Origin of the sequence: Arthrobacter sp. ISL-69 (genome assembly GCF_018613775.1) — a bacterium.
GTDB lineage: Bacteria > Actinomycetota > Actinomycetes > Actinomycetales > Micrococcaceae > Arthrobacter.
In genome coordinates this window covers 61,771-87,622 of the sequence record NZ_JAGGPO010000007.1, presented here as the reverse complement: position 1 = coordinate 87,622, position 25,852 = coordinate 61,771, and the positions used below count along the sequence as shown (strand labels likewise).

Sequence of the window (25,852 nt, the reverse complement as noted above, 5' to 3'; positions counted from 1 at the left end):
GAGCAGCACCACGGTCCTCAGACGGCCGAAAGCCACGCTGCGCGAAAGGATACCGTGACCACGCTCACCCGGCCGCCCGCCGACCCCTCCGACAGGTTCAAACGCAAACCCCATCGGTTAAAGGGCTGGCTGCTGGAGGGCATGCCCGAAGGTTCCGGCAAACGGCAGGGTCCCCACGGCCAGCCTCAGGCGAACCACACACCCCAGCCCTGGTGGAAAGTCATGTGCCTCACCGGCGTCGACTACTTCTCCACCCTTGGCTACCAGCCCGCCATTGCCGCGCTTGCCGCCGGAATGGTCTCCCCCTTGGCAACCGTGGTCCTGGTGGCCGTCACGCTCCTGGGCGCCCTGCCGGTGTACCGGCGGGTGGCCTCGGAGAGCCCCCGCGGCGAGGGATCGATCGCCATGCTGGAGCGGCTGCTGCCCCGCTGGGGCGGCAAGCTGTTCGTCCTGGCACTCCTGGGTTTCGCAGCCACCGACTTCATGATCACCATGACCCTCTCGGCTGCGGACGCCAGTGCGCACGCCATCGAAAACCCGTTCGCCCCCGACTTCCTGCATGGCCAGGAAGTGGCGATAACGCTGGCATTGATTGCAGGCCTGGGCGTGGTCTTCCTTCGCGGCTTCAAGGAAGCCATCAACGTGGCAGTAGTCCTGGTGGCGGTGTTCCTGCTGCTCAATGCGGTTGTGGTGCTGGTAGGCCTCGCCCATGTGTTCAGCGAAGCCCATGTGGTCACGGACTGGTGGGCCGCCCTCAACCAGCAGCACGGAAACCCTCTCGTGATGATCGGCATCGCCCTGCTGGTTTTCCCCAAACTCGCGCTGGGGCTCTCCGGCTTCGAAACGGGAGTGGCAGTCATGCCGCAGATCCAGGGCAGCCCGGACGACACCGAGGCGAAGCCGGCCGGCCGGATCCGCGGCGCGCACAAGCTCCTGACCACGGCCGCCCTGATCATGAGCGGGTTCCTCATCGCGTCCAGTTTCATCACCACGTTCCTGATCCCGGCAGCCGAGTTCGAACCGGGCGGCAAGGCCAACGGCCGGGCGCTGGCCTTCCTGGCCCACCAGTTCCTGGGCGACGGTTTCGGAACCGTGTACGACCTGAGCACCATCGCCATTCTCTGGTTCGCCGGAGCCTCGGCCATGGCAGGGCTCCTCAACCTGGTACCCCGCTATCTCCCGCGCTTTGGCATGGCACCCGCCTGGACCCGGGCCGTGCGGCCCCTGGTGCTGGTGTTTACCGCTGTTGCTTTCCTCATCACGCTGGTCTTTGAGGCCAATGTGGAAGCCCAGGGCGGTGCATACGCCACCGGCGTCCTCGTGCTGATGACATCAGCCTCCATCGCCGTCACGTTGTCCGCCCGGCGCAAGCAGCAACGCGGCCGTACGGTCGCGTTCGGGGCGATCGCCGTCGTCTTCCTCTACACCACCGTGGCGAACGTGGTGGAACGCCCCGACGGCCTGAAGATCGCGGCGATGTTCATCCTCGGCATCGTGGTGGTGAGCTTCGCTTCGCGCGTCAGGCGCTCCTTCGAACTCCGCGCCACCCACATCCGGCTGGACGAACAGGCCCTGGAGTTCATGGCCGCCAGCGAAGAGGGCCCCATCCGGCTGATCGCGCACGAGCCCAAACGCCTCAGCGCCGCGCGGTACAGGGCCAAGCTGGAGCACGCAGAACTGGCCAATCATTTGCCGGCGGACAGCGACGCGATCTTCATCGAGATCCTCGTTGATGACAGTTCGGACTTCGAGCAGGAACTCATGGTCACAGGGAAGGTCCGGCACGGCTTCCGCATCCTTGAAATCCACAGCAATAACGTGCCCAACACGCTGGCGGCCGTGCTGCTGCACCTTCGCGATGTCACGGGACTCATGCCGCACATCTACTTCCGTTGGACCGAGGGGAACCCGCTGACCAACCTGACGCGGTTCCTGCTGTTCGGCGAGGGCGAGATCGCGCCCGTTACCCGGGAAGTGCTGCGCGAGGCAGAGCCGGACGTCACCCGCCGGCCCTGGGTCCACGTGGGCTGAGCCACGCCCCTGAGCCAACCCCGCCGGGTCAGACCCCGCGGGGTCAGCGGCTGGCGGCCGGGACCAGCACCCAGAGCACCTCGACGGCGTCATCCGTGGGGTTGATCCAGGTGTGCGGCTCCCGGCCGGGGAACGTCACGGTGTCGCCGGAGCTGAGCTCGTATTCCTCATTCGTGAGGATCAGCCGGATCCGGCCGTTGATCACGTGGAGGACATCGACGTCGCAGTCCACGGCGTAGAGTTCGGATTCGCCGCGGCCGCGGGGCTCGATCACAGCCTGGATGATCTGGACGCGCCGTTCCGAGCGCGCCGTCAGCAGGCGCTCGATGATGCCTTCGCCGCCCAGTGAAATGCGCGGTCCCTCATCCTTCTTGGTGAGGTGGGTTTCCGGCGCGGCAAACAGGTCGCCGATGGAGATGGAGAGCACCTGGCACAGCGTCACGAGCGAAGCCACCGACGGCGACGTCAGGTCGCGTTCAACCCGGCTCAGGAATCCCTTGGTGAGGCCAGTGGCGTCTGCCACCTGCTCGATAGTGAGCCGCTGTGACTGGCGGGCAGCACGGATGCGCGAACCGATGGCAACTGGAATGTTGCTCGGTTCAACTGGTAGAGCCTTCATTAACGAACCTTTCGCAGCCGGCCGCACGGCCCCATCGCTGGAGCCATACTAGCTGGATACCCACCTTGTGACGCGGGAACGGGCCGTTGGTGTCAGATGCACCTTGACTGTTACCGCCGTCACAACTACTCTTTTAGGCAACAAGTGTTGTCTATTAGGCAATCACACGAGAATCACCGAGTCACCATCAGGGATCTCCCCCTGCATCAACCGCAACATAGCAGCGGATTTCCGGCACTGCGCTGACGCTCCCGCGGATTCCCGCCCTGCTGCCAATCAGCTCCAAGGAGCATTTTCATGGACGCAAATTTCGTCAACATCGCCATTGTGGTGGTGTACCTGGTCGCCATGCTGGCCTTCGGGTGGTGGGGTAAGTCCCGCACCAAGAACAACAGCGATTTCCTGGTGGCCGGCCGCAGGCTTGGCCCGTTCCTTTACACCGGCACCATGGCCGCCGTGGTCCTTGGCGGCGCCTCAACTGTGGGCGGCGTGGGCCTCGGCTACAAGTTCGGCATCTCCGGCATGTGGCTCGTGGTGGCCATCGGCAGCGGCGTGCTGCTGCTGAGCCTCCTGTTTGCCGGCACCATCCAGAAGCTGAAGATCTACACGGTGTCTCAGATGCTGACGCTCCGCTACGGCAGCCGGGCCACGCAGACCTCGGGCATCGTGATGCTGGCCTATACGCTGATGCTGTGTGCCACCTCCACCGGTGCCTACGCCACCATCTTCGTGGTGCTGTTCGGCTGGGACCGAGCCCTGGCCATCGCCATCGGCGGCGCAATCGTCCTGGTGTACTCGACCATCGGCGGCATGTGGTCCATCACCCTTGCGGACCAGGTCCAGTTCGTCATCAAGACCGTCGGAATCTTCTTCCTGATGCTGCCCTTCACGCTCAACGCAGCGGGCGGCCTGGACGGCATCCGCAGCCGCGTTGAGGACAGCTTCTTCCAGATCGATGGCATTGGGATCCAGACCATCATCACCTACTTCGTGGTCTACACCCTCGGCCTCCTGATCGGCCAGGACATCTGGCAGCGCGTGTTCACGGCCAAAACCCCCACTGTTGCCCGCTGGGGCGGCGCAACGGCCGGCGTCTACTGCATCCTCTACGGCGCGGCAGGTGCCCTGATCGGCCTGGGCGCACGGGTGGCGCTCCCGGAGATCGACGTCGCCACGCAGGGCAAGGACGTGGTCTACGCCGAGGTGGCGCAGAACCTGCTGCCCATCGGCATCGGCGGCCTGGTGCTCGCAGCGGCAGTGGCCGCCATGATGTCCACCGCCTCCGGGGCACTCATCGCAGCCGCAACCGTGGCCCGCGCCGACGTCCTCCCCTTCGTGGCCAGCTGGTTCGGCAAGGACATCAACACCGATGACTCCGACAACCCTGAGCACGACGTCAAAGCCAACCGCATGTGGGTCCTTGGCCTGGGCGTTATAGCCATTGTCATCGCCATCATCACCAAGGACGTGGTGGCCGCGCTGACCATCGCCTACGACATCCTGGTTGGCGGACTCCTGGTCGCCATCCTGGGTGGCCTGGTGTGGAAGCGCGGAACCGGTGTTGCCGCCGCAGCCTCCATGGCCGTGGGTTCCGTGGTCACCCTCGGCACCATGATCTTCCTGGAGATCAATGCCGCCGCCCCCTTGGACGGCATTTACGCGAACGAGCCGATCTACTACGGCCTGCTCGCCTCGGCCGCTGTCTACGTAGTGGTCTCGCTGCTGACAAAACCTACCGACGCGCACGTTATGAAGAACTGGTACCGGCGCGTTGCCGGCAACGCTTCCGAGGAAGAGCCGGTTCCGACCCTGGCCAAGTAGAACCGGCCAAGGAGAACTGCACAAACAGCGCACGACGGCGGTGCCTCCCCTGCGCGGGAGGCACCGCCGTCGTGCGTTTACAGCTTGGGGTGACTCACTCCTCGTCCACGGGCCCAGGGAATTCCTCACCGTTTAGAGGCACCACGGGCTTTTCGTCGCCGAGGAAATCCTCCTCGACCAGGGGAACACGCCGGCCGGCCTCTTCGAGCAGTTCCTCTTCCTCGGTCTCCACTGCGTCATCGATCGGCGCGTCCTCGGCAAAGTCATAGGCGGGATCGGATTCGATGGTGTCGCGTTCCGGCTGGATGGGCCTTGATCCGGTGGTGTCCATGGTGCAAACCTCCGTGTCTGGTTGTGCGGCCAGGGGCCGGGCCGTGGAAGCACCTGCCCTGGCAATCATCACAGCACCGGCATTACGCGGGGTCAATAGCCGGTGCATTGCACCCCGCGAAAGCCCGCAAACCACTGCGGTTTTTACGGTCCGCCTAAACTTCCCGGTGAGGACTACCGGCCGAAAATTGGCGTAAAACCGGGGTAGGCTGGACCTGCAATGGGGCCGAACCATGCCCTATCAAGCCCAGGAGTGTTCGTGTCTCAGCACGCTAAATCTGACCGAAACGAGCCCTGCCCCGCCGACACCCCGGCCGCAAGCGCCCCGGAAGTCAACGCAGCCACTACCCCCGCCGCCCCCGGCCACGCCGATATCAAGCGCTGGCGCCAGTACCTTGCCGACGAACGTGCCGAGGCCGCCGTCTACCGCGACCTGGCCCAGAACCGCCGTGGCGAGGAGCGGGACATCCTGCTGGCCTTGGCGGAGGCCGAGGGCCGCCACGAAGCGCACTGGCTCCGGCTCCTCGGCGATCACGCCGGGAAGCCCCGCCCGGCCTCCCTCCGCAGCCAGCTGCTGGGATTCCTGGCCCGGCATTTCGGTTCCGTGTTCGTGCTGGCGCTGGCCCAGCGCGCCGAGGGCCGCTCCCCTTACTTCTCGGACCCGTCGGCCACGCCCGCCATGGTTGCCGACGAGCAGATCCACGAGGAAGTTGTCCGTGGACTCGCCACCCGCGGCCGGAACCGGCTGGCGGGCTCCTTCAGGGCCGCCGTGTTCGGCGCCAATGACGGCCTGGTCAGCAACCTTTCCCTGGTGATGGGGATGGCCGCATCCGGCGTCGGCAACCAGGTGGTGCTCCTGAGCGGTGTGGCCGGGCTGCTCGCCGGAGCGCTGTCCATGGGCGCCGGCGAATTCATCTCCGTCCGTTCCCAGCGCGAGCTGCTGGCTGCAACGCGGCCCACCCAGATCACCCTTTCCGCCGCCCCGCGGCTGGACATCGAGCACAACGAGCTGCTGCTGGTTTACCTGGCCCGCGGGATGTCCCGGGAAGCGGCCGAACACCGCGTGGCGGAACGGATGGGCCTGCTGAGCTGCGACTGCGATCCCAGCCTGTCGCTCCAGCCGGAGCTCCCAGAGACCGAGGACCAGCATGAGGCGGTGGGCACGGCCTGGAGCGCGGCGGCGTCGAGCTTCTGCTTCTTCGCCTCCGGCGCCATCATTCCGATTATCCCGTTCCTGCTTGGCATGACGGGCGTCGCGGCACTGGTGGTTTCCGCCGTGCTGGTGGGCCTGGCGCTCCTGGTGACGGGCGGCGTCGTCGGACTGCTGTCCGGGACCTCCCCGACGAGCCGCGGTTTCCGGCAACTGGCCATCGGCATGGGCGCCGCCGGCGTCACGTACCTCCTCGGCCTGGCGTTCGGCGCGGTGGTCGCCTAGTGGACAGTCCCCCGCCCGGTCAACGGAGGCCTCGGCATTCCGGCCGGATAGGTATGACGGCCCGGATTCTGCGCAACGTGGCCCTCACCGCCCTGATAGCGGTGACGGCGTTTACCGCTGCCGGACTGTTCTACGGCGATCCACGTTTCGTGGGGCTCTTCGAGTTCCGGAACAGCACGGTCCCCAACGGACAGGCCGCGGACCAGCAGCCGGGAACAGCTGCGGAAACGGTTGGGTCCGATGCGCCGCCACCGGGGCTGGAAGAACAGGATTCCCCGCTGGGAACAGCGGACGAGCCGCCTGTCCCCAGCGATTCCTTCAAGTTCCTGGCGATGAACGACGACGGCACTCCCGTGGGCTATTCGCCGTGCCGCCCGCTGCATTATGTGGTCAATGCCGGGCTGGCACCGGCCGGCTCGGAAAACCTGGTGGAGGAAGCCGTCGGCACCATTGCCCGGGCCACCGGGATCCGCTTCATCAACGACGGACCGTCCACCGAAGCGCCGTCCGAGGACCGCGATCCCTACCAGCCTGAAACTTACGGCGAGCGCTGGGCGCCGCTCCTCATCTCGTGGACGACCCCGGAGGTCTCCCCCAAGCTCAAGGGGCAGGTGATCGGCACCGGCGGGAGCACGCACTACAGTTTTGACGGCGGCCCGAAGACATTCGTCACCGGCAGCCTGGACCTCGACGCACCGCAGATTGCCGGCGAACTCGAGCGGCCGGAGGGCTCCGCCTACGCCACCGCCGTGATCCTGCACGAACTGTCCCATGTGATGGGGCTGGAACACGTCGATGACCCCCTGCAGCTGATGTACCCGGAAATCGGCACCCCGGACGGCCTCGCCGCCGGCGACCTCAACGGCCTGTACCAGCTGGGCCGGGCGGCCTGCCGCAAGGACCTTTAGCCGACCGCTGCTAACGGGACCCTGCTAGCGGGACACAGCGTCGAGGGCTTCCTCCACGGTTTCCACCAGGAAGATCCTGTCCGCCATGGACTTACCCGCCGCAAGGCTCTGCAGCAAGGGCCACGCGGGGTACCGCCGCTTCCAGTGCTCACCGCCGACGAGCACCATGGGCCTGATGGTTTCGGAGGCTCCGTAGTAGTTCTCGCACGCGTCCTGGAAGATTTCCTGCAGGGTGCCGGCGGACCCGGGCAGGAAGATCACACCGCCGTCGCAAAGCTCCAGCAGGATTGCCTCCCGGATGGCGTTGGCGAAGTACTTAGCGATGTGCGTGGCGAAATAGTTGGGCGGCTCGTGGCCGTAGAACCAGGTGGGAATCCCCAGCGACGGCGTCCCGCCCGGATGGCGTTCGACGACGGCGGCGGCCGTCCGCGCCCACGCGGACACCGAGGGCCGGAACCCCGGAACGGCTGCCAGCTGGGTCAACGCAGCGTGGAAGTCCGCTTCCGGCAGTTCGCTGAGGTACGCGCCCATGTTGGCGGCCTCCATGGCCCCCGGCCCGCCGCCGGTGGCCACCACCCGGCCGCTCCTGGCCAGGAGCCGTCCGGCGACCGCGGCCTCCATGAAGGCCGGCGTTCCGCGCCTCGCGGTGTGGCCGCCCATCACTCCCACCATCGAGCGGCCGCCCAGCTCGGAGCGCGTCAGTTCGTCCAGGGCGTCGCCGATCGAATGGTCATGCAGCGCCGCGGCCAGCGTGGCATCCAGCCGGTGGCGCTGGCCGGGCCGGATGCTCCAGTGGTAGATCCGGGCGTCCAGCGTGGCCTCGTAGGGCGCACCGGGCGGACTGGAGTAGAGCTCCTGCGGTGAGTAGAGCTGCCCGCGATAGGGGTTGAAGGGGACGGACTCCAGCCTGGGGAAGATCAGCGCCCCGCGGTCCCGCAGCGACTCCTCCACGCCGTCGTCGAAGGTGCAGCCAAGGAAAATCGCGCCCTGCGCGTCCATGCCCTGCAGCGACGCGGTGCGGCCGCGCAGGTCCAACGATTGGGCGTGCCAGCCATGCATGGTGCGGACGCCCGCTTTCACCAGCCGGTCGAAGCTGTCCAGGTTTTCAACCTCAAGGGTTCTGGGGCTGGGGCTCAGGCTGCCGGCGGCGTTCATGCAGTCAGCCTAGTCCGCAGCGGGCAGAGCAGAAGCGCCCCGGCGGAAATCCGCGAGGCGCTTCTGCAGCTACGTTCAGTGGACGGATAGGCGTTCACGTGCGGGCGGGGCCGCCGCGGATCAGGAGACCTGGAGCCCGCCGTTGATGTCGTACGTGGCGGCAGTGATGTAGCCGGAGTCCTTGCCGAGCAGGAAGGAGATCAGGGCCGCGACTTCCTCGCGGGTGCCAACGCGTCCCATCATGATGCCCTCGGACATCTGGGCCTTGCGCTCCTCGCTCAGGGTGCCGCCCATGATGTCGGTGTCGATGGGGCCGGGTGCGATCGCGTTGACGGTAACCCCGAACTCCCCCACCTCGCGGGCAAGGGAGCGGGTGAAGCCGATGATTCCGGCCTTCGACGCGCTGTAGGCCACCTTGGAGTACGTGCCGCCGCCGCGCTGGGCGGAAATCGACGAGATGCTCACGATGCGTCCGAGCTTGCGCTCGATCATGCCCTTGAGCACACGCTGGGACACGATGAAGGTTCCGCGCATGTTGATGGCGAAAACCTTGTCCCACTCCTCCACGGTGGTTTCCATGAACGTCGTCGGCGAGCTGATGCCCGCAAGGTTCGCGAGGGCCACGATGGGCGGCAGGGATTCTTCGATCTCGCTGATCGCCCGGTCCACGGAGGCGGCATCGGAAACGTCGGCGCCAACACCGATGGCCTTCACGGCGCGGTTGGAGCCGATCTCGGCAGCCGCGGCGTTGGCGTCCTCGGCGTTGATGTCCAGGATCGCGATGGACCAGCCCTCGCTGGCCATCCGGTCAGCGGCTGCGCGGCCAATGCCCCGGGCGGACGCCGCTCCGGTCAGTACTACGGTGCGTTCTGCGGGAAATGAAGTGGTTGTCATGAGGTTTCTTTCGTCGGTAACTAGGTGTCAGGAGACTTTGGTGGTGTTCACTGCAGCTGCGGCGGCGACTGCGGGATCGAGGGCCGCGTCGCCTTCAGGGCGCTTCCGTGCGTAAAGGTAGGTAGCCACGGCCGTGACGCACAGGCAGAAGGACAGGAACATCAGTCCGCTCTGGTTGTTGCCCGTGGCGTCCTTGAGCAGGCCAACGGCGTAGGGGGCCACGAAACCGCCGAGGTTGCCCAGCGAGTTGACCAGTGCCAGGCCGGATGCAGCTGCAGCTCCGGTGAGCGCGGCGGACGGCATCGACAGGAACGGGGCGATTGCGCCGTAGATCCCCATGGCCGAGGCGGTCAGGGCGATCAAGGCCAGGACGGGGTTGACCGGGAGCAGGTAACCGGCTGCCAGCAGGCCCATGCCTGCCAGCATCATGCTGACGGCGGTGTGCCAGGCGCGCTTGCCCGTCCGGTCCGCCCGCTTGCTCCAGAAGTACACAAAGACCGCGGCGATGGCATAGGGAATGAGGACAATGAAGCCCACTTCTGCGGTGGAGAACTTGCCCAGCGCTGCAACGATGGTGGGCATCCAGAGTCCGAGGCCGTAGATGCCGCAGACCAGGCCGAAGTACAGGGCAGAGTAGACCAGCGTGCGCTTGTCCTTCAGGCCAGCCAGGAAGTTGTGGTTTCCACCCTTGGACTTGGCGGCCAGTTCGGCATCCATGGTGGTGGCGAGCCATTCGCGTTCGTCGGTGTTGAGCCACTTGGCGTCCCGCGGGCGGTCGGTCATCAGGAACGGGGTCAGGATGCCCAGCAGGATGGCTGGGATGCCTTCGATGATGTAAAGCCACTGCCAGCCGTGCAGGCCCATGATGCCGTCCAACTGCAGCAGCAGTCCGGACACCGGGGCGCCCAGGGCATTGGACACGGGCTGGGCAAGGATGAAGATGCCCAGGACCGTGACTCGCTGCGCGGCGGGGAACCACAGCGTCAGGTAGAAGAGGATCGCGGGGAAGAACCCGGCCTCGGCCGCACCCAGCAGGAAGCGGATGATGTAGTACGTGCTTTCACCGTTGACCATGGCCATGGCCGTGGCGAAGATGCCCCAGGTGATGAGGATCCGCGCGAGCCATTTGCGGGCCCCGAACCGGTACATGCCGGCGTTGCTCGGAACCTCCAGGAGCGCGTAGCCGAGGAAGAAAATACCGGCGCCCAGGCCATAGGCGGCGGCGCTGAGGCCGATGTCCTCGCTCATGGTGAGCTTGGCGAAGCCCACGTTGTTGCGGTCAAGGTAGGCAACAAAGTAGAGCAGGACAATCAGCGGCATGACGCGGCGGCGAACCTTGCGAAGTGTGCGTTCGCCGAGCTCGCCGAGTCCTGCGGACTGCATGAAGAGTGAAGTCATCGTCGACCTTCTATCTGACGGATGCGGCGCCTGAACAGCAGCTGGATCCGATGGGGGATGTTGAGGGGACTCCGTCGATCAGTAACTAAGTCTGATGTCTGACATCTGACGGAAGAACATGAGAAAGATCATATGAGGGTGATCTGGGTTACGTCAAGCCTTGCGTGTTTCGGCGGGCGCGCGATTGGGCGGCTCCGCGGCGGGCGACGTCAGGGCTTGGGGTGGTGGACGTAGCGCTCGTAGTCGCGGTACGTCTGGTCCATGTGTTCGTCCATGGTTCGCCGGGACACTTCGGCGTCGCCGCTCAGGATGCCGTCCAGCACCTTCTGGTGGTACTCGATGGCGTGCAGCTGGATTTCCGGCACGGCGGAGGTCTCCCGCCGCGTCATGTAGAGCAGCTGTCCCAGTTGCGCGAACAGTGCCCGGACAAAGGGATTACCCGAGGCCTTCAGGACGGCGTCATGGAACGCGATGTCGGCCTCGACAAAGCGGTCCAGGTCCCCGGCATCGTGGAAGCGTTTCATGTCCGCGATGCACTCACGCATCTGCTCGGCGTGCTCGGGAGTGTGCCGCTTGGCGGCAAGGGCGGCGGCGCCGGTTTCCACCATGCGCCGCATCTCGATGAGACCCACGGAGACCTGGTCCGCACCGTTTCCGTGCGACGCGGCCTTGAAGATCGCGTCCAGCCCGGTCCAGTTGTCCGAGGGATTGACGAACGTTCCGCGCCCGGCCTTGACGTAAAGGATGTTCTGCGCCCTCAGCGCTTTGAGGGCTTCCCGCACGGTGAGCCTGCTGACCTCGTAGGCCTTGGCGATGTCGGCTTCGGGCGGGATGGCATCGTGCGGCTTCAGCTTGCCGTCGAGGATGTCTTCGAGCAGGCCGTCGACGAGGTCGTCAACGAGTGTCCTGCGGCCCATCCTGGCTCCTGCCTTCGGTCTTGCCCTCTGCTGCTGGCGCTTTCCACATTACTGTCGAATGCCGTCCGGATCAGCATCACGGCAGGAACCGGAGACATACTTGTCCGGCTTTGCCAGGGCAGCTTCCGGGTTCGCGGAGTGGCCGGGCGGCGCGGACGCCTAACGGCTTCAGGCTGTTGCAGAATGAATCATGCGCACTCCGCCCCTGCCCTCGCCCGGCCGCCCCCGGATCGGAATTCCGGTCCGCCTCAGCAGCTCCCTGGACCCGGACCCGCGGGTGGGGGAAGCCAACGAGCTGTTCGATTTCATCGTGGACCTGGTCCACGGCGGCGGCGGGGAGCCGGTACTGCTTACCGCGGACTCCGGCGATGGCCGGCTGGCCGAAACGCTCAGGGGGCTCGACGGCGTCGTACTCCCCGGCGGGGGCGACCTTGACCCGCGACTTTACGGCGAGGAGCAGGGCGACGAGTGCTATGACGTTAACCTCGCGCAGGACACACTGGACCTGGAAGTGGCCCGAGGGACCATCGATCAGGGCGTGCCGCTGCTTGGGATCTGCCGCGGACATCAGCTCCTCAACGTCCTTTATGGCGGCACCCTCGTCCAGGACATGGCTGTCAGCGCCGTGACACACCATGAGCCCGCGGCCACTGATGGCGCAGGCCCGAACGGTGCCGACGAAGCCGGAACGGGCCCCTGGGCATGGCACGACGTGGACGTTGCCCCGGGCTCCAAGGTGGCCGGACTGTACGGCCCGCCGGGCACGAGGGAAGCCCTCACGGTCAAGATAGCCTCCGGCCATCACCAGGCAGTGGCCAGGGTCGCGGACGGGCTGGTGGTGACGGCGATTGCCGGCGACGGTACCGTGGAAGCGCTTGAGGACCCGGAACGCTGGGTGGCGTCCGTTCAGTGGCATCCCGAAGCACGGGAGCTCCCGGCGGAGGAACGCGTCGCCCCGTTCCGTGCGTTTGTGGAGGCCTGCCGCACGCGTCAGCGGGCCTAGCTGTACGGACCCGGCCGTTGGCGGGTGAACGCCGCAACATCGGAAGGCATCCGGTTGCCGGTCCTTGGCACCCCCAAATCAGCCTGCTATTATCGTCAAAAAGGCAGTATGTCCTATCAAGAGAACATACGCTGACATACGCGGGTTCTCCGGCACCATCGGAACCCCGCGGAGCACAAGGGAGCGCTCAGTGGCGAATCAACTTAATCTCAGCATCGACCGCTCTTCGCCGGTGCCCCTCTACCACCAGGTGGTCCAGGGCATCGAGTCCGCCATCCACACCGGACTGCTCCCCCAGGGCAGCCGGCTGGACAACGAAATCGACCTTGCCGCCCAGCTCAACCTGTCCCGCCCCACCATGCGCAAGGCCATGGACGAGCTGGTGCGTTCCGGCCTCCTGGTACGCAAGCGCGGCGTGGGAACGCAGGTGGTCTCCAGCCAGGTCCGGAGGCCGCTGGAGCTCTCCAGCCTCTACGACGACCTCACGAACAACGGGAGCAAGCCCACCACCGACGTGCTCAGCTTCTCCCACATCGAGGCCGACGCACCGACGCGTGAAGCGCTCCAGCTTCCTGCCGGCGCAAAGGTCTACCACTTCACCAGGCTGCGCAAGGTGGGCGGCAAGCCGCTGGCGCTTATGGAAAACTGGGTCCGCGACGACATCACCCCCATCGACGAAGCCCAGCTCGGCGCCCAGGGCCTGTACGCGATCCTGCGCAACGGCGGAGTGAACTTCCGGCTGGCCTCGCAGCGCATCGGAGCCATGGTGGCCAACGACTACCAGGCGCCCCTGCTGGACACGCAGCCCGGTTCGGCGCTGGTGACCATGGAACGCACCGCGGTGGATGACACAGGCCGCATGGTGGAAACCGGGCACCACGTCTACCGCGGTGACTCCTACAGCTTTGAAATGACCCTCGTCCAGCGCTAGGCGCCCGCGCCAGGCGCTGCAGGCAGCACGCACGTAATCGAAAGAGAAAATCTATGGCCAACTGGGTATATCCGCTGGGTTCCGCTGCTGACGGCAGCTGGGACGTCTCACTGGGAACTTCGGACTCCGTACTGGAGGTGGACGGCTGGGCCCACACCGGACTCAAGGTCGCGACCCTGGCGGCCGGCACCGCCGTCGAACTTCCCGCCGCCGGTGAGGAACGCATTGTGGTTCCGCTCAACGGGTCCTTCACCGCCACGGTCGACGGCGAGGACTTCCGGCTCGCCGGCCGGGCCAGCGTGTTCAACGGCCCCAGCGACGTGCTCTACACGGGCACCGGGAGGACCGTCACGATCAGTTCGGCCGACGGCGGCAGGGTGGCCGTCGCAACGGCTCCCGCGAACACTGCCTACCCGACCCGGCTCGTGACGGCCGCCGAGACTCCCGTGGAGCTGCGGGGCGCCGGCAACTGCTCCCGGCAGGTGCACAACTTCGGCACGCCCGCCGCGCTGGAAGCGGACCGCTTCATCGTCTGCGAAGTCATCACCCCGGCCGGCAACTGGTCCTCCTATCCCCCACACAAGCACGACGAGGAAAAGGACGGCGAAACCAGCCTCGAGGAGATCTACTACTTCGAGACCCGCGTGGCACCGGGCGGTCCGGCCGCACCCGGCCCGCAGGGGGACGCCATCGGCTACCAGCGGGTGTACGCCTCGGACGAACGGCCCATTGACGTCTCGGCGGAGGTCCGCACCGGCGATGTGGTCCTGGTTCCCTACGGCTGGCACGGTCCGGCGATGGCTGCCCCGGGTTACGACCTGTACTACCTGAACGTCATGGCCGGTCCCGGGCCGGTCCGCGACTGGCTCATCAGCGATGACCCGCACCACGGCTGGATCCGCCAGACCTGGGAAGGCCAGGATGTGGACCCGCGGCTTCCGTTCGGAGCCTAAGGCGTCAAAGACAACTGATGCCCCTCACCGCACGCGGTGAGGGGCATCAGCCTTGTTTGGATGAGGCTAGCGGGCCACTTCCTGGGCCACGCGGACCGGGACTCCCGTTGCCAGCGATTTTTGGGCAGCGTCGGCCACCCGGGATGCAGCCACGGCGTCTTCCGGTGTGCACGGGTTCTCCCGCCGGCCCAGGATCAGCTCCACGAAGGCTTCCATCTCGGAGCGGTACGCCTGGTCGAACCGTTCGGCGAACGTCCTGTGGGGCTCCCCCGCCGGGAAGCCGACGCCGGCTTCGGCCGAGGCCACCGCCGTCTTGTCGTCCAGCCCCACCATCAGCGAACGGCGTGAACCCTGGATTTCCAGGCGGACGTCGTGTCCGGCTCCGTTGTACCGGGTGGCTGAGACGGTTCCGACCGTCCCGTCGTCGAACGTCACCAGCGCCAGGGCCGTGTCCACGTCGCCCACTTCCCCGATGGCCGGGTCACCGTTGTTGGAGCCCTTGGCGTAGACCTCGACTATTTCCCGGCCGGTCAGCCAGCGAAGGATGTCGAAATCGTGCACGGAGCAGTCCCGAAAGAGTCCGCCGGAGCTGGCCAGGAACTCCACGGGCGGAGGCGTCATATCGCACGTGACCGCCCGCAGCGAATGGATCCAGCCCAGCTCCCCGGCCTGGTAGGCCCGGCGGGCTTCCAGGTAGCCGGTGTCAAAGCGGCGCTGATGGCCGATCTGCACCACGCCCTGCCTGTCCCGGATGTAGTCCAGCACCGGCAGCGCGTCGGCCACATTCATGGCAACCGGCTTCTCGCAAAAGACCGGGATCCCGGCATCCACCCCGGCCCGGATCAGCTCGGGGTGGGTTCCCGTCCCCGTGGCAATGACCAGGCCGTCGATACCGGAAGCCAGGAGGGCCTCCACGGAGGTAAGGAACTCGGCGCCGAGCCCGGCCGCGACTGTCCGGGCGTGGTCTGCGGCCACGTCCGTGAGCCGGAGCCTGACGTTGATGCCCTCCGGATTGAGGACCCCGTTCAGTGCGGCGATGTTGTTGGCGTGCATCACGCCGATCCGCCCCACGCCGACCAGGCCCAGAATGACGTCCTTCATGATTTCTCCTCCGCATAAACAGTGAACGCTGCCCGGAAGGCATCCAGTGCCGCGGCGCTGTCGCCCTTGGCCCACGCTTCCATGCCCACGGTGCCCTCGTAGCCTGCGTCGGCGAGCGCCCTCGCGACAGCCGCATAGTTGATTTCCCCGGTCCCCGGTTCGCAGCGGCCCGGGACGTCCGCCACCTGGATCTCACCGATGTGCGGCAGGGCGGACCGCACCAGCTCGATGAGGTTACCCTCCCCCAACTGCGCGTGGTACAGATCCAGCATCAGTTTCGCGTTGGGGTGCCCGGCGGCTTCCACCAGCGCCAGCGTGTCCTTCGCGCGTGCCAGCGGGATGCCCGGATGGTCCAGCACCGTATTGAGGTTCTCGAGGCAGAACGTCACGCCGTATTTCGCGCCAAGCCTGCCAAGGCGTTCCAGGGTCCGGGCACCGGTGCTCCACATGCGGCCGGTGGAACGGTAGAGGGGCCGCGCGGCATGGCCGTCGATGAGCTCCGCCGGGTGCACCACCATGCGGCTGACACCCAGTTCGAGCGCGGCCGGGATCAGCGACTCGGCTGTTTTCACCACGTCATCGGCTGTGTCCGGGTCCACCAGGCTGCCTGAGGTGTACCCGGTCATGGAGGAAAACACCGCACCGGTGGCCTTGAGCGCACTGATGTCCTTCGTGCGCGAATCCCACAGCTCCACGTCGAAGCCGGACTCGTGGATTCGACGCACGCGTTCCACAAAAGGCAGGTCGGTGAAGACCATCTCGGCACAAACTGCCAGCCGCATCAGACTCCGGCCTTGTTGCTGAGCGCGGATGCTGCTGCGAGCCCTGCCACTGCCACCGGAATGCCTTGCTTGACCGATTCGATGCAGGCCAGCGCCATGGCCAACGCGCGCCTGGCGTCGGCGGCACCGGGCGTGAGGGTGACATCGGCCGACGACGGCGGCATACCGTCGCGCTGTGAACGCACCGCAGCCGCGAAATCGGCCAGTTCATCCGTGTACGCCTGCCGGAAAAGTTCAACGTTGAGCCGCGGGGTGGCGGCCGACATTCCCTCGGCCGTGTAGCGCCGGGCTGCCGTTTCCGTGGCACGGCCGGCCTGGACCATACCCTTCGAACCGAAAACCTCGCCGCGGATGTCGTAGCCATAGAGCGCGCTGAAGTTTGCCTCCGCCACGGCCACGGCACCGTTGCTGTAGCGGATGGTCACCACAGCCGTGTCCAGGAACCCCTGGTCACGCAGGCCGGGCTCCACGAGGGCGTCCGCAATGGCGTAGACCTCCACCGGCTCGGCACCTTCGTTGAACCAGTTGAGGGTGTCGAAGTCGTGGATCAGGGTCTCCAGGAAAATGGTCCACGCCGGGACCCTGGCAGCATTCGGGATACTTCCGTTGCCCGGGTCGCGGGTCAGCGAACGCAGGAGTTGCGGCGTGCCGGCCACACCGGCGGCAAGGTCCTTCTTGGCGGCCTGGAAGTCATCTGCGTACCGCCGGTTGAAGCCGACCTGGAAGTGCACGCCTGCTGCTTCCACCGCGGCCAGGGCAGCATCGAGCTCGTCGAGCCCCTGTCCGGCGGGCTTCTCGCAGAAAACGTGCTTCCCCGCGGCAGCCGCCTGCGCGATAAGGGAAGAGTGGAAGCGCGCCGGGCTCGCGATGATCACCGCGTCGATGTCGCGATCCGCCAGGATGTCCTCGGCGTTGGCCGTCACTTTGGCTGTGCCCAGGGACCGGGCCAGTGCCTCAGCGGATTCAACGTTGGGATCGGCGATGGCCGCGAGGACGGCACCCGGAACGCGGCGGGCGATGCTTTCAGCGTGGAACGCCCCCATCCAGCCGGAGCCGATGAGCCCGATCCGCACGGGAGCCGGGGCTCCGGAAGAGTTTTGAGTGATGTAGGCCAATGTTCTGGTCCTTTCGGTTATTCAAAGATGCTTGGGCCCGGCAGGTATCAGGCCGTGGCATGGCTGAGCGGGGCCGCCCCCGGAGGGCGGACCCTGCTCCTGCCGCGGTGTTAGCTGTACGCTTTGCCGGTGGCCTGCGCCACCTCGGCCACTTCACCCTTAACTTCCTTCACGACGTCGCCGTGTCCGCCGAGCTGTTCGAGTTCGTGGGCGAGTTCGGCCAGTTCGGCGCCGCCGGCCATTTGGGCGGTGAGCTCGTCGAGTGTGATGTCCTTCTTGTCGTAGTACCCGATCGACTTGCCGCGTTTGAGCAGCAGGAACCGGTCACCGACGGGGAAGGCGTGGTGCGGGTTGTGGGTGATGAAGATGACGCCGAGGCCGCGGTCGCGGGCCTGCAGGATGTAACGGAGCACCACGCCGGACTGCTTCACGCCGAGGGCCGCGGTGGGCTCGTCCAGGATCAGGACCTTCGCGCCGAAGTACACGGCACGGGCAATGGCGACACACTGGCGTTCACCGCCGGAGAGCTGGCCGATGGGCTGCTCCACGTCGCGGAGGTCGATGCCCATCGCGGCGAGTTCCTTGAGCGTGATGTCCTTCATCTTGTCGACGTCCATGCTCTTGAACGGACCGAAGCCGCTGGTCAGCTCCGAGCCGAGGAAGAAGTTCCGCCAGATCGGCATCAGGGGCACCACGGCGAGGTCCTGGTAGACCGTGGCGATGCCCGCATCGAGGGCGTCGCGCGGCGAGGTGAACTTCCGTTCTTCGCCCATGATGTTCAGGACCCCGGCGTCGTGCTGGTGCAGTCCGGCGATGATCTTGATCAGCGTGGATTTGCCGGCGCCGTTGTCGCCCAGCACGCACGTGACGCGCCCGTTGTCCACGGCCATCGTCACGTCGCTCAGCGCGATGATGTTGCCGTAGTGCTTGCCCACTCCGTCAAGGGAGAGCAGGTGGACGGGGGTGTGGGTCAGGGGATCTTTTTCATTCTGGAGCAGCGTCTGCTGGTCGATCTCGTTGGCATTCATTTCTCCGGCCCCTTTACTTGAGTTCCGCGCGGCGCTTGACGATGAGGTTGACGATGGTGGCCAAAAGCAGCATCAGGCCCAGGAAGAACTTGAACCAGTCCGGGTTCCACTGGGCGTAGACGATGCCCTTGTTGGCCATGCCGAAGATGAAGGCTCCGATCGCTCCGCCAATCGCCGAACCGTAGCCGCCGGTGAGGAGGCAGCCGCCGATTACCGCGGCGATGATGTACAGGAACTCGTTGCCTACACCTTCCCCGGACTGCACTGCGTCGAAGGCGAAGAGGTTGTGCATGCCCAGGATCCAGCCGCAGAAACCCACGGCCATGAACAGGCCGATCTTCGTGGCCTTGACCGGCACACCCACGGCGCGGGCAGCGTTCGAGTCCCCGCCGACGGCGAAGATCCAGTTACCCACGCGGGTCCGCATAAGCACCCAGGTGGCCACCGCGACGAGCGCGAACCAGATGAACACAGTATTTTTGACGTCGACGCCGCCAATGTTCACCGAGGAGGCGAACACCGCCTGCGCGGACTTGAAGCCGTCCATATTGGAAATGGAAGGGGAGGAAACGCCGCCACCGATCAGCCGGGTCAGACCCAGATTCAGGCCGGTCAGCATCAGGAACGTCGCTAGGGTGACGATGAAGCTGGGCAGCTTGGTCTTCATCAGGATCCAGCCGTTGATGGCACCAATACTCAGCGACACCACCAGAGCCAGCCCGACACCGACCCAGACGTTCGTGCTGAAGTACCAGCTGAACAGTGACGCCGTAAGCGCCGAACTGATCACGGCGACACCGGTGGAAAGGTCGAATTCCCCGCCGATCATCAGCAAGGACACGCCCACGGCCATGATTCCGATCGTGGAGCTGCCATACAGCACGGTCGCGAAAGCATTGGGCTGGGTAAAGGTCGGCGAGACCAGTGCGAAGAAAATAAACAGGACGATAGCGCCGACGAGGGCACCGATCTCGGGGCGTCCGAGGAGTTTCTGCAACGGACTGCGCTTGGCAACGCGCTCATCGGGCGCCGCCGTTTTTGTCAGTGTCTGGGTGATGGTCATGATGATTCTCCTTGCTGCGGGGCCGGCGTTGGCCGGTCCGGCCAGCGGGCTGTTAGCGGATACCCTGCTGGGCGAACTTCAGGACATCGGCCGCATTCGACTTGTCGACGAGGCTCGGACCGGTCAGGACCGACTGTCCGCCGCCGATCTTGAAGCCGCCGCGCTTGTTCTGCCAGATGGCGTCGATGGACATGTAGCCCTGCAGCCACGGCTGCTGGTCCACGGTGAACAGAACTGCACCATCCACGATCTTCTGGGCGAGATCCGCGTTCAGGTCGAAACTTGCCACCTTGGCAGAGCTGCCGGCGTCCGTGACCGACTTGAGGAGAGTGAGTGTGAAGGGGGCGCCCAGGCCGATGATGACGTCGGCGTCCTTGGAAGCCTGGAGCTTGGCGGTCGCGGTGGACTGGACGGAGGTCATGTCCTTGCCGTCGACGTACAGGATCTCCGTTCCTGGCACCTTCGCCTTGACGCCGGCACAGCGTGCTTCAAGGCCGACATGGCCCTGTTCCTGAATCACGCAGACCGGGTGCTTGAAGTTCTCCGCCGCGAGCCGGGTGCCGACTGCCTCACCGGCGAGCTTCTCGTTCGAGCCGAAGTGGGTGAACGCCCCGAGCTTCGCGGAAACGTCTTCGCCGGCGTTAAGGCTCACAACCGGGATCCCTGCGTCGGTGGCCTTCTTCAGGACTTCTTTGAGGGCGTCGGGCTTGGCGAGCGTGACTGCGATGCCGTCGACTTTCTGGTCGATAGCCTGCTGGATGAGCTGGGCCTGGCGCCCGGCCTCGGGATCGCTGGTGTAGAGAAGCTCAACGTTGTCCTTCGACGACGCCTGTTCGGCGCCCTTGCGGACGATGTCCCAGAAAGTGTCCCCTGCCGCGGCGTGGGTGATCAGGGCGACCTTGATGCGGTCCGTTGTTGCGACTTGGCCAGCGCCTGCGCCGCCGCCTGTTTCGGCGGGCTTCCCGCCGGTGCTTGAGCAGGCGCTGAGCGCCATCATCGGCACGACTGCTGCAATGAGAGCCGCCTTGCGCCAGGAAAAATTAGCCACGTTAATCTCCTTTGATCTCAGGTTCCGGGCTGCCACTCTGCAACCGCCGGAGCACTGTCTACCTCGATCATGGTGATTCAACTCACTAATGTCAATAGTTTGTCCTGACATTAGGATGTTTTAACTTGGAATGGGGTTTTGTTGCACCAAAAAAGCCGGGGGAAGCAGCTGTTGCCGCCACCCCCGGCTTGTCATCCGGGGACGTTCCGGGGCACCCGCCTAGCCGTGGAAATCGGCCGGGTGGGGGCCGGTGCGCCCGCCGCGCTCCAGGGCGTCAACCGCCGCGAGCTCCTCTCCCGAGAGGGCGAATCCGAACACGTCGAGGTTCTCCCTGATGCGGGCCGGAGTGACCGACTTGGGAATGACGACCCTCCCCTGCTGCAGGTGCCAACGCAGCACAACCTGGGCCGGCGTGCGGCCGTGCCGGGCCGCGATGTCGACGACGGCCGGGTCGTCCAGCACCGCGCCCTGCGCCAGCGGGCTCCACGCCTCAGTGGCGATGCCGTGGGCGCCGTTGAACTCTGCAACGTCGCGTTGCTGCAGTGCAGGATGGATTTCCACCTGGTTGACGGCCGGCACCGTACCGCCCAGGTCAACGAGCCCCTGCACATGTTCGGGCAGGAAGTTGGAGACCCCAATAGCCCGGACCCTGCCGTCGGCCTGCAGCTTCTCCAGCGCCAACCACGAGTCCGCGTACTTGTGGGATTCCGGTGCTGGCCAGTGGATCAGGTAGAGGTCGAGGTACTCCAGCCCGAGCTTTTCCAGGCTCGCCTCGAAGGCGGCGAGCGTCTGCTCGTAGCCGAGATCGTCGATCCAGAGCTTGGACGTGATGAACAGCTCCGCACGGGGAATGCCGGACTCCGCCAACGCGCGGCCGGTGCCTTCTTCGTTGCCGTAGATGGCGGCCGTATCGATGCTGCGGTAGCCGGCGGCGAGGGCGGCGGTGACCGCGGCGGTTGTTTCGTCGTCGGGGACCTGGAAGACGCCGAAGCCGAGCTGGGGCATCTCCACGCCGTTGTTGAGGGTGACGGTGGGTATTGAGGTCATGGTGTCTCCTGTGTCCGTGAAGTCCATATCAGCGGGCAACGGCCGCGGGCTCGGCCGCGGGCTCGACGGCGGCCGAGTCGACGGCGGCAGGCGCTTCCGCCGTCGTCGTACGTTGTCCTCCGCGCTTCCGGGCCTTGGCGGCCGCTACGGCCATCACCCCGAGGCCGAGGAGCGTAATGACCGCGCCGGCCCAGATCGGCGAGGTGTAGCCGAGGCCGGCGGTGATGGTCACGCCGCCGAGCCAGGCGCCGAGGGCGTTGCCGACGTTGAACGCGCCGATGTTGGCGCCGGAGGCCAAAGTGGGGGCGCTGTGGGTGTATTTCATGACCCGCATCTGCAGTCCCGGGACCGTCGCGAAGCCGAAGCCGCCCATCAGGACGATGGAGGCGATGGTGAGGGGCTGGTTGCCGGCGGTCAGGGCGAAGGCCACGAGGACCACCACCAGCACAGCCAGGACCACGAGGAGGGTACGGTCCACGTTCCGGTCCGCCGCCTTGCCGCCCACGGTGTTGCCGATGAACAGTCCAATACCGAAGAGGATCAGGAGCCAGGGCACGGTGGAGGCCGCGAAGCCGGTGACCTCGGTGAGGGTGAAGGCAATGTAGGTGAAGGCCCCGAACATGCCGCCGTAGCCGAGGATGGTGACGAGGATGGACAGCCAGACCTGGCCGGAGCGGAAGGCCCTGAGTTCGCTGCGGAGGCTTCCGGGGGCGGTGTCGCCGCGGCCGGTCTTTGGCACGAGGGTCAGGATGCCGACCAGGGCCAGGACTCCTATTCCCGTGATGGCCCAGAAGGTGGAGCGCCAGCCCGCCGCGTGGCCGAGCATGGTGCCGAACGGGACACCGAGGACGTTGGCGGCGGTGAGCCCGGTGAACATAATGGCGATGGCGCCGGCCTTCTTAGTGGGGGCCACCATGTCAGCGGCCACTACTGCCCCGATGCCGAAGAACGCACCATGGGCAAGGGCGGCAACGATCCGGCCGATCATCATCATGGAGTAGTCGGGAGCGAGGGCCGAGATCAGGTTGCCGCCGATGAACAGCACCAGCAGGACGGCGAGCACGGGCTTGCGTTCGAAGCGTGTGACCGCCGCGGTGAGCAGGAGGGCGCCAACGACGACGGCGAGGGCATAGCCGGAGATCAGCCAGCCGGCAGTGGCCTCGCTGACGCTGAAGTCAGCGGCAACCTCGGGCAGCAGGCCCATGATCACGAACTCGGTGAGTCCGATCCCGAACCCGCCGAGGGCGAGGGCTATCAGGCCAATAGGCATGGTGAAGCTCCTTCAAAAACTGTACGGAATGGGGTAGGGCGCGTAAGCTAGTAGTTGCAGACGCGTTATTTATTGTTGCACAAGCAGATACCACGCGCAAGCAACTATTATTTGTTGTGCCCCGTTTCACATCCGTGGGCGCACGATCCGAAGGGAAGTACCAGATGGGCATCAAGGACGACGCCGTTGAAGTCCGCGCGCAGGGCTGGCGGACCCTCGCGGCCTTGCACGGCCTGATCGAGTCGGAGCTGGAGCGCTCGCTCCAGGCCGAAGCCCAGCTGTCCGTCGTCGAATACACGGTGCTCGACGCCCTCAGCCGCCAGGACGGCTGGCACATGCGCATGCAGCAGCTGGCCCGTGCCACCGCGCTCAGCGCCAGCGCCACCACGCGGTTGGTGAACAGGCTCGAGGACCGCGGCCTGCTGACGCGCATCCTTTGCGCCGATGACCGGCGCGGCATCTACACCGAGCTCACCGACAGCGGGATCAGGCTGCTTGAAGCGGCACGCCCCGCCCACGACGCCACGCTGGAACGCGCCCTCGCCGAGGCCCAGGGAGTACCTGAACTGGCCCCGCTGGTGGACGCACTGCCGAAGCTGCACGCGCACGCCTAGGACCCAAAGGAGCCCCGCAAACAAGAGGCTGGACAAGAGCCCCCACAGCAAAAAGCCCCGCGCCGCGCCGAAGCGCGCCCGCGGGGCTTTGCTGTTTGCTGGCCCTACTTTCCGGCCACGTTCTTGAAGTAGTGTTCCAGGTCTTCCAGGCTCTTGTCCTTGGTCTCGGGAACGTACTTGGCCGCGAAGAGGATGGCTCCTACTCCGAGGCCGGCGAAAACGAAGAACGTGCTGGAGATGCCGATCGCGGCCAGGAGTTGCGGGAATCCGAAACCGATCAGGAAGTTCACGATCCACAGCACGAACGCCGAGGCGCCCATGCCCAGGCCACGGATCTTCAGCGGGAAGATCTCCGACAGCATCAGCCAGGTGACGGGCGAAATGGCGCCCTGCTGGAAGGCCAGGAACGTGACGGTCAGGGCCAGGATCACAAAGCCGCGGCCGGTTCCTTCAGGCAGGACGAGCGAGAAGAAGCCGATAAGCAGCAGTGCCGTGGTGGTGCCGATCTGGCCGGTAATGAGCATCTTGCGCCGACCCACCTTGCCCAGCAGCCAGATTCCCACGAATGTTGCCAACACGGAAATGACGCCGTTGGCTATGTTGGCCGTCAGCGCGGCTTCGCGGCCGAAGCCGGACTGAGCCAGGATCTGCGTGCCGTAGTACATGATCGAGTTGACGCCGGTGATCTGCTGGATGACGGCCAGGCCGATGCCCACTATGAATATCCGCCGGAGCCAGGGAATGCCGAGGTCCTTCCAGGAGCCCATCTTGGACTTGTAGTCCTCAACGGCCATGGACTTGACTTCTTCGAATTCAACGCGCGCCTCCGCCTGGGAACGGATCCGCTGGAGCACGCTCAGGGTTTCGCCGAAGCTCCCCATCGAGGCAAGCCAGCGGGGGCTTTCGGGCATGAAGTTCATCCCGACCCACAGTGCAATGGCCGGCAGGGTGGCGATCACCAGCATCCACCGCCAGATGCCGCCGGCTTCGCCGAAGGTGTTTCCGAGGTAGGCATTGAAGATGAAGGCCAGCAGCTGGCCGGTGACGATCATGAGCTCGTTCTGGGTCACGATCCGGCCGCGAAGGGCGCTGGGCGAGACTTCGGCCAGGTAAACGGGAACCGTCACTGAGGCGCCGCCGACTGCCAACCCAAGGACAAAACGGGCTGCGATCATCACCTCGGTACTCGGCGCAAAGGTACAGGCGAGCGTACCGATCAGGAAGATCACGGCGAGGACCATGATCATCTTGCGGCGGCCGTTCCGGTCTGCCAGGCGGCCGCCGAACAGCGCCCCGAACGCTGCTCCGAACAGCAGCGAGGACGTCACGAGCCCCTCGGTCAGTGGGCTGAGGCCCAGGTCCTCCTGCATGTAGGGCAGGGCGCCGTTGATAACCCCGGTATCGTAGCCGAAGAGCAGGCCTCCGAAGGTGGAAATGATGGTGACAGTCCGCAGCGCCCGTTTGTGGTTGACCGGCCGCTGCTGTTCGGTGACGGCGGTCGTCAAAGGCTGACCTTCTGGACGTACTGCTTCATTGTCTCCAGCTGGTACCGCGAAACGTCCGCCGCGTTGTCGTCCTCGGCAAAGACGCTGGACACCATGACCGTGTCGTCGCGGTCCAGGAAGCCGATTTCCTGCAGGCCGCCGAAGAACTCGTCCCAGTTGACGTCGCCGTCGCCGATCTTCAGGTGCTGGTGCACGCGGACAGGGTTGCCGGGCGGGTTGGTGATGTAGCGCAGGCCGTGCGAGGCGTGGTGGTCCATGGTGTCTGCAACATGGACCAGGCGGAGCTTATCCCCCGCGGCGCGCATGATGTCCAGGGGCGCGTTCTTCATGTGGAAGCTGTGCGAGGCCACGTACACCAGGCCCACGTTCTTGGAGTTCAGGCCGCGGATGACGCGGATGGCGGCAAGGCCCTCCTCCACAAAGTCGTCCGGGTGCGGATCGATCAGCAGGTCGATGCCTTCCCGTTCGATGATGGGCAGCAGCTCTTCCATGGAGCGGTAGAAGGCGCGCTCTGATTCTTCGGCCTTTTCGGGGCGGCCGCTGAATTCGGTGTTCATGGTGCTGACGCCCAGGTCCACGGTGATCTGGATGGCGCGCTTCCAGTAGCGGACGGCTGCCTCGCGGGCATCTTCATCGGGGCCGGACCAGCGGAGCACGGGCAGGACCGAGGCGATCTCGATCCCGGCGTCCTTGCACGCCTTGTTCAGCTGGCCCACCAGTTCGTCATCGGCCTTCGGGTGGTTGTAGAACGGGGTGAAGTCGGCGTGCGGGGTCATCTGCATGTACTTGTAGCCCAGGTCCGCCACCACCCTGGGAAATTCAAGCAGGCTGTGCGAGTGGTGGAACGGCGTGGGGTCAAGTGCGATTTTCACGAGGAACACTCC

General features: G+C 65.7%; 24 protein-coding genes. 8 read left to right on the top strand and 16 right to left on the bottom strand.

The window, feature by feature from the left end:
* Positions 1 to 54 precede the first annotated feature (54 nt).
* Positions 55 to 2,031, top strand: a complete 1,977-nt coding sequence (locus J7I79_RS03820; protein ID WP_214950501.1) for an amino acid transporter — start codon at positions 55 to 57, stop codon at positions 2,029 to 2,031.
* Between the two features lie 43 nt (positions 2,032 to 2,074).
* Here J7I79_RS03820 and J7I79_RS03815 read toward each other — a convergent pair whose 3' ends face one another.
* Positions 2,075 to 2,650, bottom strand: a complete 576-nt coding sequence (locus J7I79_RS03815) for a helix-turn-helix domain-containing protein (protein WP_104173583.1) — start codon at positions 2,648 to 2,650, stop codon at positions 2,075 to 2,077.
* 297 nt (positions 2,651 to 2,947) lie between these two features.
* Here J7I79_RS03815 and J7I79_RS03810 point away from each other — a divergent pair, with 297 nt between their 5' ends.
* The gene (locus J7I79_RS03810; RefSeq protein WP_214950500.1) at positions 2,948 to 4,471 is read left to right on the top strand and encodes a sodium:solute symporter; all 1,524 of its coding nucleotides are present in this window, start codon (positions 2,948 to 2,950) and stop codon (positions 4,469 to 4,471) included.
* Positions 4,472 to 4,565: 94 nt separating this feature from the next.
* Here the strand turns inward: J7I79_RS03810 and J7I79_RS03805 are convergent, their stop codons facing one another.
* Positions 4,566 to 4,802: a hypothetical protein gene (locus tag J7I79_RS03805; protein WP_214950498.1), complete on the bottom strand. Its 237-nt coding sequence runs from the start codon at positions 4,800 to 4,802 to the stop codon at positions 4,566 to 4,568.
* Between the two features lie 258 nt (positions 4,803 to 5,060).
* On the opposite strand from J7I79_RS03805, the gene J7I79_RS03800 reads away from it, so the two are divergent.
* Both J7I79_RS03800 and J7I79_RS03795 read left to right on the top strand, forming a co-directional pair.
* The gene (locus tag J7I79_RS03800) at positions 5,061 to 6,236 is read left to right on the top strand and encodes a VIT1/CCC1 transporter family protein (protein WP_214950496.1); all 1,176 of its coding nucleotides are present in this window, start codon (positions 5,061 to 5,063) and stop codon (positions 6,234 to 6,236) included.
* Positions 6,237 to 6,289: 53 nt separating this feature from the next.
* Positions 6,290 to 7,144 (top strand): matrixin family metalloprotease, encoded by an 855-nt coding sequence (locus J7I79_RS03795; protein ID WP_251042349.1) that lies wholly within the window; start codon positions 6,290 to 6,292, stop codon positions 7,142 to 7,144.
* Between the two features lie 24 nt (positions 7,145 to 7,168).
* Here the strand turns inward: J7I79_RS03795 and J7I79_RS03790 are convergent, their stop codons facing one another.
* The 4 genes from J7I79_RS03790 to J7I79_RS03775 form a co-directional block, all read right to left on the bottom strand.
* Positions 7,169 to 8,299 carry an LOG family protein gene (locus J7I79_RS03790; RefSeq protein ID WP_214950487.1) on the bottom strand — a complete coding sequence of 377 codons (1,131 nt, stop codon included), beginning with the start codon at positions 8,297 to 8,299 and terminating at the stop codon, positions 7,169 to 7,171.
* A gap of 120 nt (positions 8,300 to 8,419) precedes the next feature.
* Entirely contained in the window at positions 8,420 to 9,193 is a 774-nt protein-coding gene (locus J7I79_RS03785) for an SDR family NAD(P)-dependent oxidoreductase (RefSeq protein WP_214950485.1), read from the bottom strand.
* Between the two features lie 27 nt (positions 9,194 to 9,220).
* A complete protein-coding gene (locus J7I79_RS03780) occupies positions 9,221 to 10,591 on the bottom strand; it encodes an MFS transporter (RefSeq protein ID WP_214950484.1) in 1,371 nt (456 codons plus the stop codon).
* Between the two features lie 209 nt (positions 10,592 to 10,800).
* Entirely contained in the window at positions 10,801 to 11,508 is a 708-nt protein-coding gene (locus tag J7I79_RS03775) for a FadR/GntR family transcriptional regulator (protein WP_214950482.1), read from the bottom strand.
* A gap of 190 nt (positions 11,509 to 11,698) precedes the next feature.
* On the opposite strand from J7I79_RS03775, the gene J7I79_RS03770 reads away from it, so the two are divergent.
* The 3 genes from J7I79_RS03770 to iolB all read left to right on the top strand — a co-directional run bounded on the left by J7I79_RS03770 (position 11,699) and on the right by iolB (position 14,395).
* On the top strand, positions 11,699 to 12,511 hold the full coding sequence (locus tag J7I79_RS03770) for a gamma-glutamyl-gamma-aminobutyrate hydrolase family protein (protein ID WP_214950479.1): 813 nt from the start codon (positions 11,699 to 11,701) through the stop codon (positions 12,509 to 12,511).
* Between the two features lie 190 nt (positions 12,512 to 12,701).
* Entirely contained in the window at positions 12,702 to 13,442 is a 741-nt protein-coding gene (locus J7I79_RS03765) for a GntR family transcriptional regulator (protein ID WP_214950477.1), read from the top strand.
* A 53-nt stretch (positions 13,443 to 13,495) separates the two neighbouring features.
* Entirely contained in the window at positions 13,496 to 14,395 is a 900-nt protein-coding gene (iolB, locus tag J7I79_RS03760) for a 5-deoxy-glucuronate isomerase (protein WP_214950475.1), read from the top strand.
* Positions 14,396 to 14,461: 66 nt separating this feature from the next.
* On the opposite strand, the gene J7I79_RS03755 is transcribed toward iolB, so the two are convergent.
* From J7I79_RS03755 to J7I79_RS03720, 8 genes are all read right to left on the bottom strand, one after another.
* Positions 14,462 to 15,496, bottom strand: a complete 1,035-nt coding sequence (locus tag J7I79_RS03755; RefSeq protein WP_214950469.1) for a Gfo/Idh/MocA family oxidoreductase — start codon at positions 15,494 to 15,496, stop codon at positions 14,462 to 14,464.
* Positions 15,493 to 16,278, bottom strand: a complete 786-nt coding sequence (locus J7I79_RS03750; RefSeq protein ID WP_214950462.1) for a TIM barrel protein — start codon at positions 16,276 to 16,278, stop codon at positions 15,493 to 15,495. Before J7I79_RS03750 ends, J7I79_RS03755 begins: the two co-directional genes overlap by 4 nt.
* A complete protein-coding gene (locus tag J7I79_RS03745) occupies positions 16,278 to 17,393 on the bottom strand; it encodes a Gfo/Idh/MocA family oxidoreductase (RefSeq protein WP_214950455.1) in 1,116 nt (371 codons plus the stop codon). The genes J7I79_RS03750 and J7I79_RS03745 overlap by 1 nt, the downstream gene beginning before the upstream one ends.
* 110 nt (positions 17,394 to 17,503) lie before the next feature.
* Positions 17,504 to 18,421: an ATP-binding cassette domain-containing protein gene (locus tag J7I79_RS03740; protein ID WP_214950447.1), complete on the bottom strand. Its 918-nt coding sequence runs from the start codon at positions 18,419 to 18,421 to the stop codon at positions 17,504 to 17,506.
* 13 nt (positions 18,422 to 18,434) lie between these two features.
* Positions 18,435 to 19,484 (bottom strand): ABC transporter permease, encoded by a 1,050-nt coding sequence (locus tag J7I79_RS03735; RefSeq protein ID WP_214950440.1) that lies wholly within the window; start codon positions 19,482 to 19,484, stop codon positions 18,435 to 18,437.
* Between the two features lie 52 nt (positions 19,485 to 19,536).
* Positions 19,537 to 20,532, bottom strand: a complete 996-nt coding sequence (locus J7I79_RS03730) for a substrate-binding domain-containing protein (protein ID WP_214950438.1) — start codon at positions 20,530 to 20,532, stop codon at positions 19,537 to 19,539.
* A gap of 219 nt (positions 20,533 to 20,751) precedes the next feature.
* Positions 20,752 to 21,579 (bottom strand): aldo/keto reductase, encoded by an 828-nt coding sequence (locus tag J7I79_RS03725; protein WP_214950436.1) that lies wholly within the window; start codon positions 21,577 to 21,579, stop codon positions 20,752 to 20,754.
* Between the two features lie 28 nt (positions 21,580 to 21,607).
* Positions 21,608 to 22,849, bottom strand: coding sequence for an MFS transporter (locus J7I79_RS03720; protein ID WP_214950430.1), 1,242 nt, complete (start codon positions 22,847 to 22,849; stop codon positions 21,608 to 21,610).
* A gap of 164 nt (positions 22,850 to 23,013) precedes the next feature.
* On the opposite strand from J7I79_RS03720, the gene J7I79_RS03715 reads away from it, so the two are divergent.
* On the top strand, positions 23,014 to 23,463 hold the full coding sequence (locus J7I79_RS03715; protein WP_214950834.1) for a MarR family winged helix-turn-helix transcriptional regulator: 450 nt from the start codon (positions 23,014 to 23,016) through the stop codon (positions 23,461 to 23,463).
* Between the two features lie 104 nt (positions 23,464 to 23,567).
* Here J7I79_RS03715 and J7I79_RS03710 read toward each other — a convergent pair whose 3' ends face one another.
* Complete coding sequence (locus tag J7I79_RS03710) at positions 23,568 to 24,968, bottom strand: sugar porter family MFS transporter (RefSeq protein ID WP_214950428.1); 1,401 nt, start codon at positions 24,966 to 24,968, stop codon at positions 23,568 to 23,570.
* On the bottom strand, positions 24,965 to 25,840 hold the full coding sequence (locus J7I79_RS03705; protein WP_214950426.1) for a sugar phosphate isomerase/epimerase family protein: 876 nt from the start codon (positions 25,838 to 25,840) through the stop codon (positions 24,965 to 24,967). Before J7I79_RS03705 ends, J7I79_RS03710 begins: the two co-directional genes overlap by 4 nt.
* Positions 25,841 to 25,852: the final 12 nt, after the last annotated feature.

What these genes read in the sequence shown, in the direction of transcription:
- J7I79_RS03815 (WP_104173583.1), bottom strand. Translation starts at nt 2,650, where the DNA reads ATGAAGGCTCTACCAGTTGAACCGAGCAACATTCCAGTTGCCATCGGT.
- J7I79_RS03810 (WP_214950500.1), top strand. Translation starts at nt 2,948, where the DNA reads ATGGACGCAAATTTCGTCAACATCGCCATTGTGGTGGTGTACCTGGTC.
- J7I79_RS03805 (WP_214950498.1), bottom strand. Translation starts at nt 4,802, where the DNA reads ATGGACACCACCGGATCAAGGCCCATCCAGCCGGAACGCGACACCATC.
- J7I79_RS03795 (WP_251042349.1), top strand. Translation starts at nt 6,290, where the DNA reads ATGACGGCCCGGATTCTGCGCAACGTGGCCCTCACCGCCCTGATAGCG.
- J7I79_RS03790 (WP_214950487.1), bottom strand. Translation starts at nt 8,299, where the DNA reads ATGAACGCCGCCGGCAGCCTGAGCCCCAGCCCCAGAACCCTTGAGGTT.
- J7I79_RS03785 (WP_214950485.1), bottom strand. Translation starts at nt 9,193, where the DNA reads ATGACAACCACTTCATTTCCCGCAGAACGCACCGTAGTACTGACCGGA.
- J7I79_RS03780 (WP_214950484.1), bottom strand. Translation starts at nt 10,591, where the DNA reads ATGACTTCACTCTTCATGCAGTCCGCAGGACTCGGCGAGCTCGGCGAA.
- J7I79_RS03775 (WP_214950482.1), bottom strand. Translation starts at nt 11,508, where the DNA reads ATGGGCCGCAGGACACTCGTTGACGACCTCGTCGACGGCCTGCTCGAA.
- J7I79_RS03770 (WP_214950479.1), top strand. Translation starts at nt 11,699, where the DNA reads ATGCGCACTCCGCCCCTGCCCTCGCCCGGCCGCCCCCGGATCGGAATT.
- iolB (WP_214950475.1), top strand. Translation starts at nt 13,496, where the DNA reads ATGGCCAACTGGGTATATCCGCTGGGTTCCGCTGCTGACGGCAGCTGG.
- J7I79_RS03755 (WP_214950469.1), bottom strand. Translation starts at nt 15,496, where the DNA reads ATGAAGGACGTCATTCTGGGCCTGGTCGGCGTGGGGCGGATCGGCGTG.
- J7I79_RS03750 (WP_214950462.1), bottom strand. Translation starts at nt 16,278, where the DNA reads ATGCGGCTGGCAGTTTGTGCCGAGATGGTCTTCACCGACCTGCCTTTT.
- J7I79_RS03740 (WP_214950447.1), bottom strand. Translation starts at nt 18,421, where the DNA reads ATGAATGCCAACGAGATCGACCAGCAGACGCTGCTCCAGAATGAAAAA.
- J7I79_RS03735 (WP_214950440.1), bottom strand. Translation starts at nt 19,484, where the DNA reads ATGACCATCACCCAGACACTGACAAAAACGGCGGCGCCCGATGAGCGC.
- J7I79_RS03725 (WP_214950436.1), bottom strand. Translation starts at nt 21,579, where the DNA reads ATGACCTCAATACCCACCGTCACCCTCAACAACGGCGTGGAGATGCCC.
- J7I79_RS03720 (WP_214950430.1), bottom strand. Translation starts at nt 22,849, where the DNA reads ATGCCTATTGGCCTGATAGCCCTCGCCCTCGGCGGGTTCGGGATCGGA.
- J7I79_RS03715 (WP_214950834.1), top strand. Translation starts at nt 23,014, where the DNA reads ATGGGCATCAAGGACGACGCCGTTGAAGTCCGCGCGCAGGGCTGGCGG.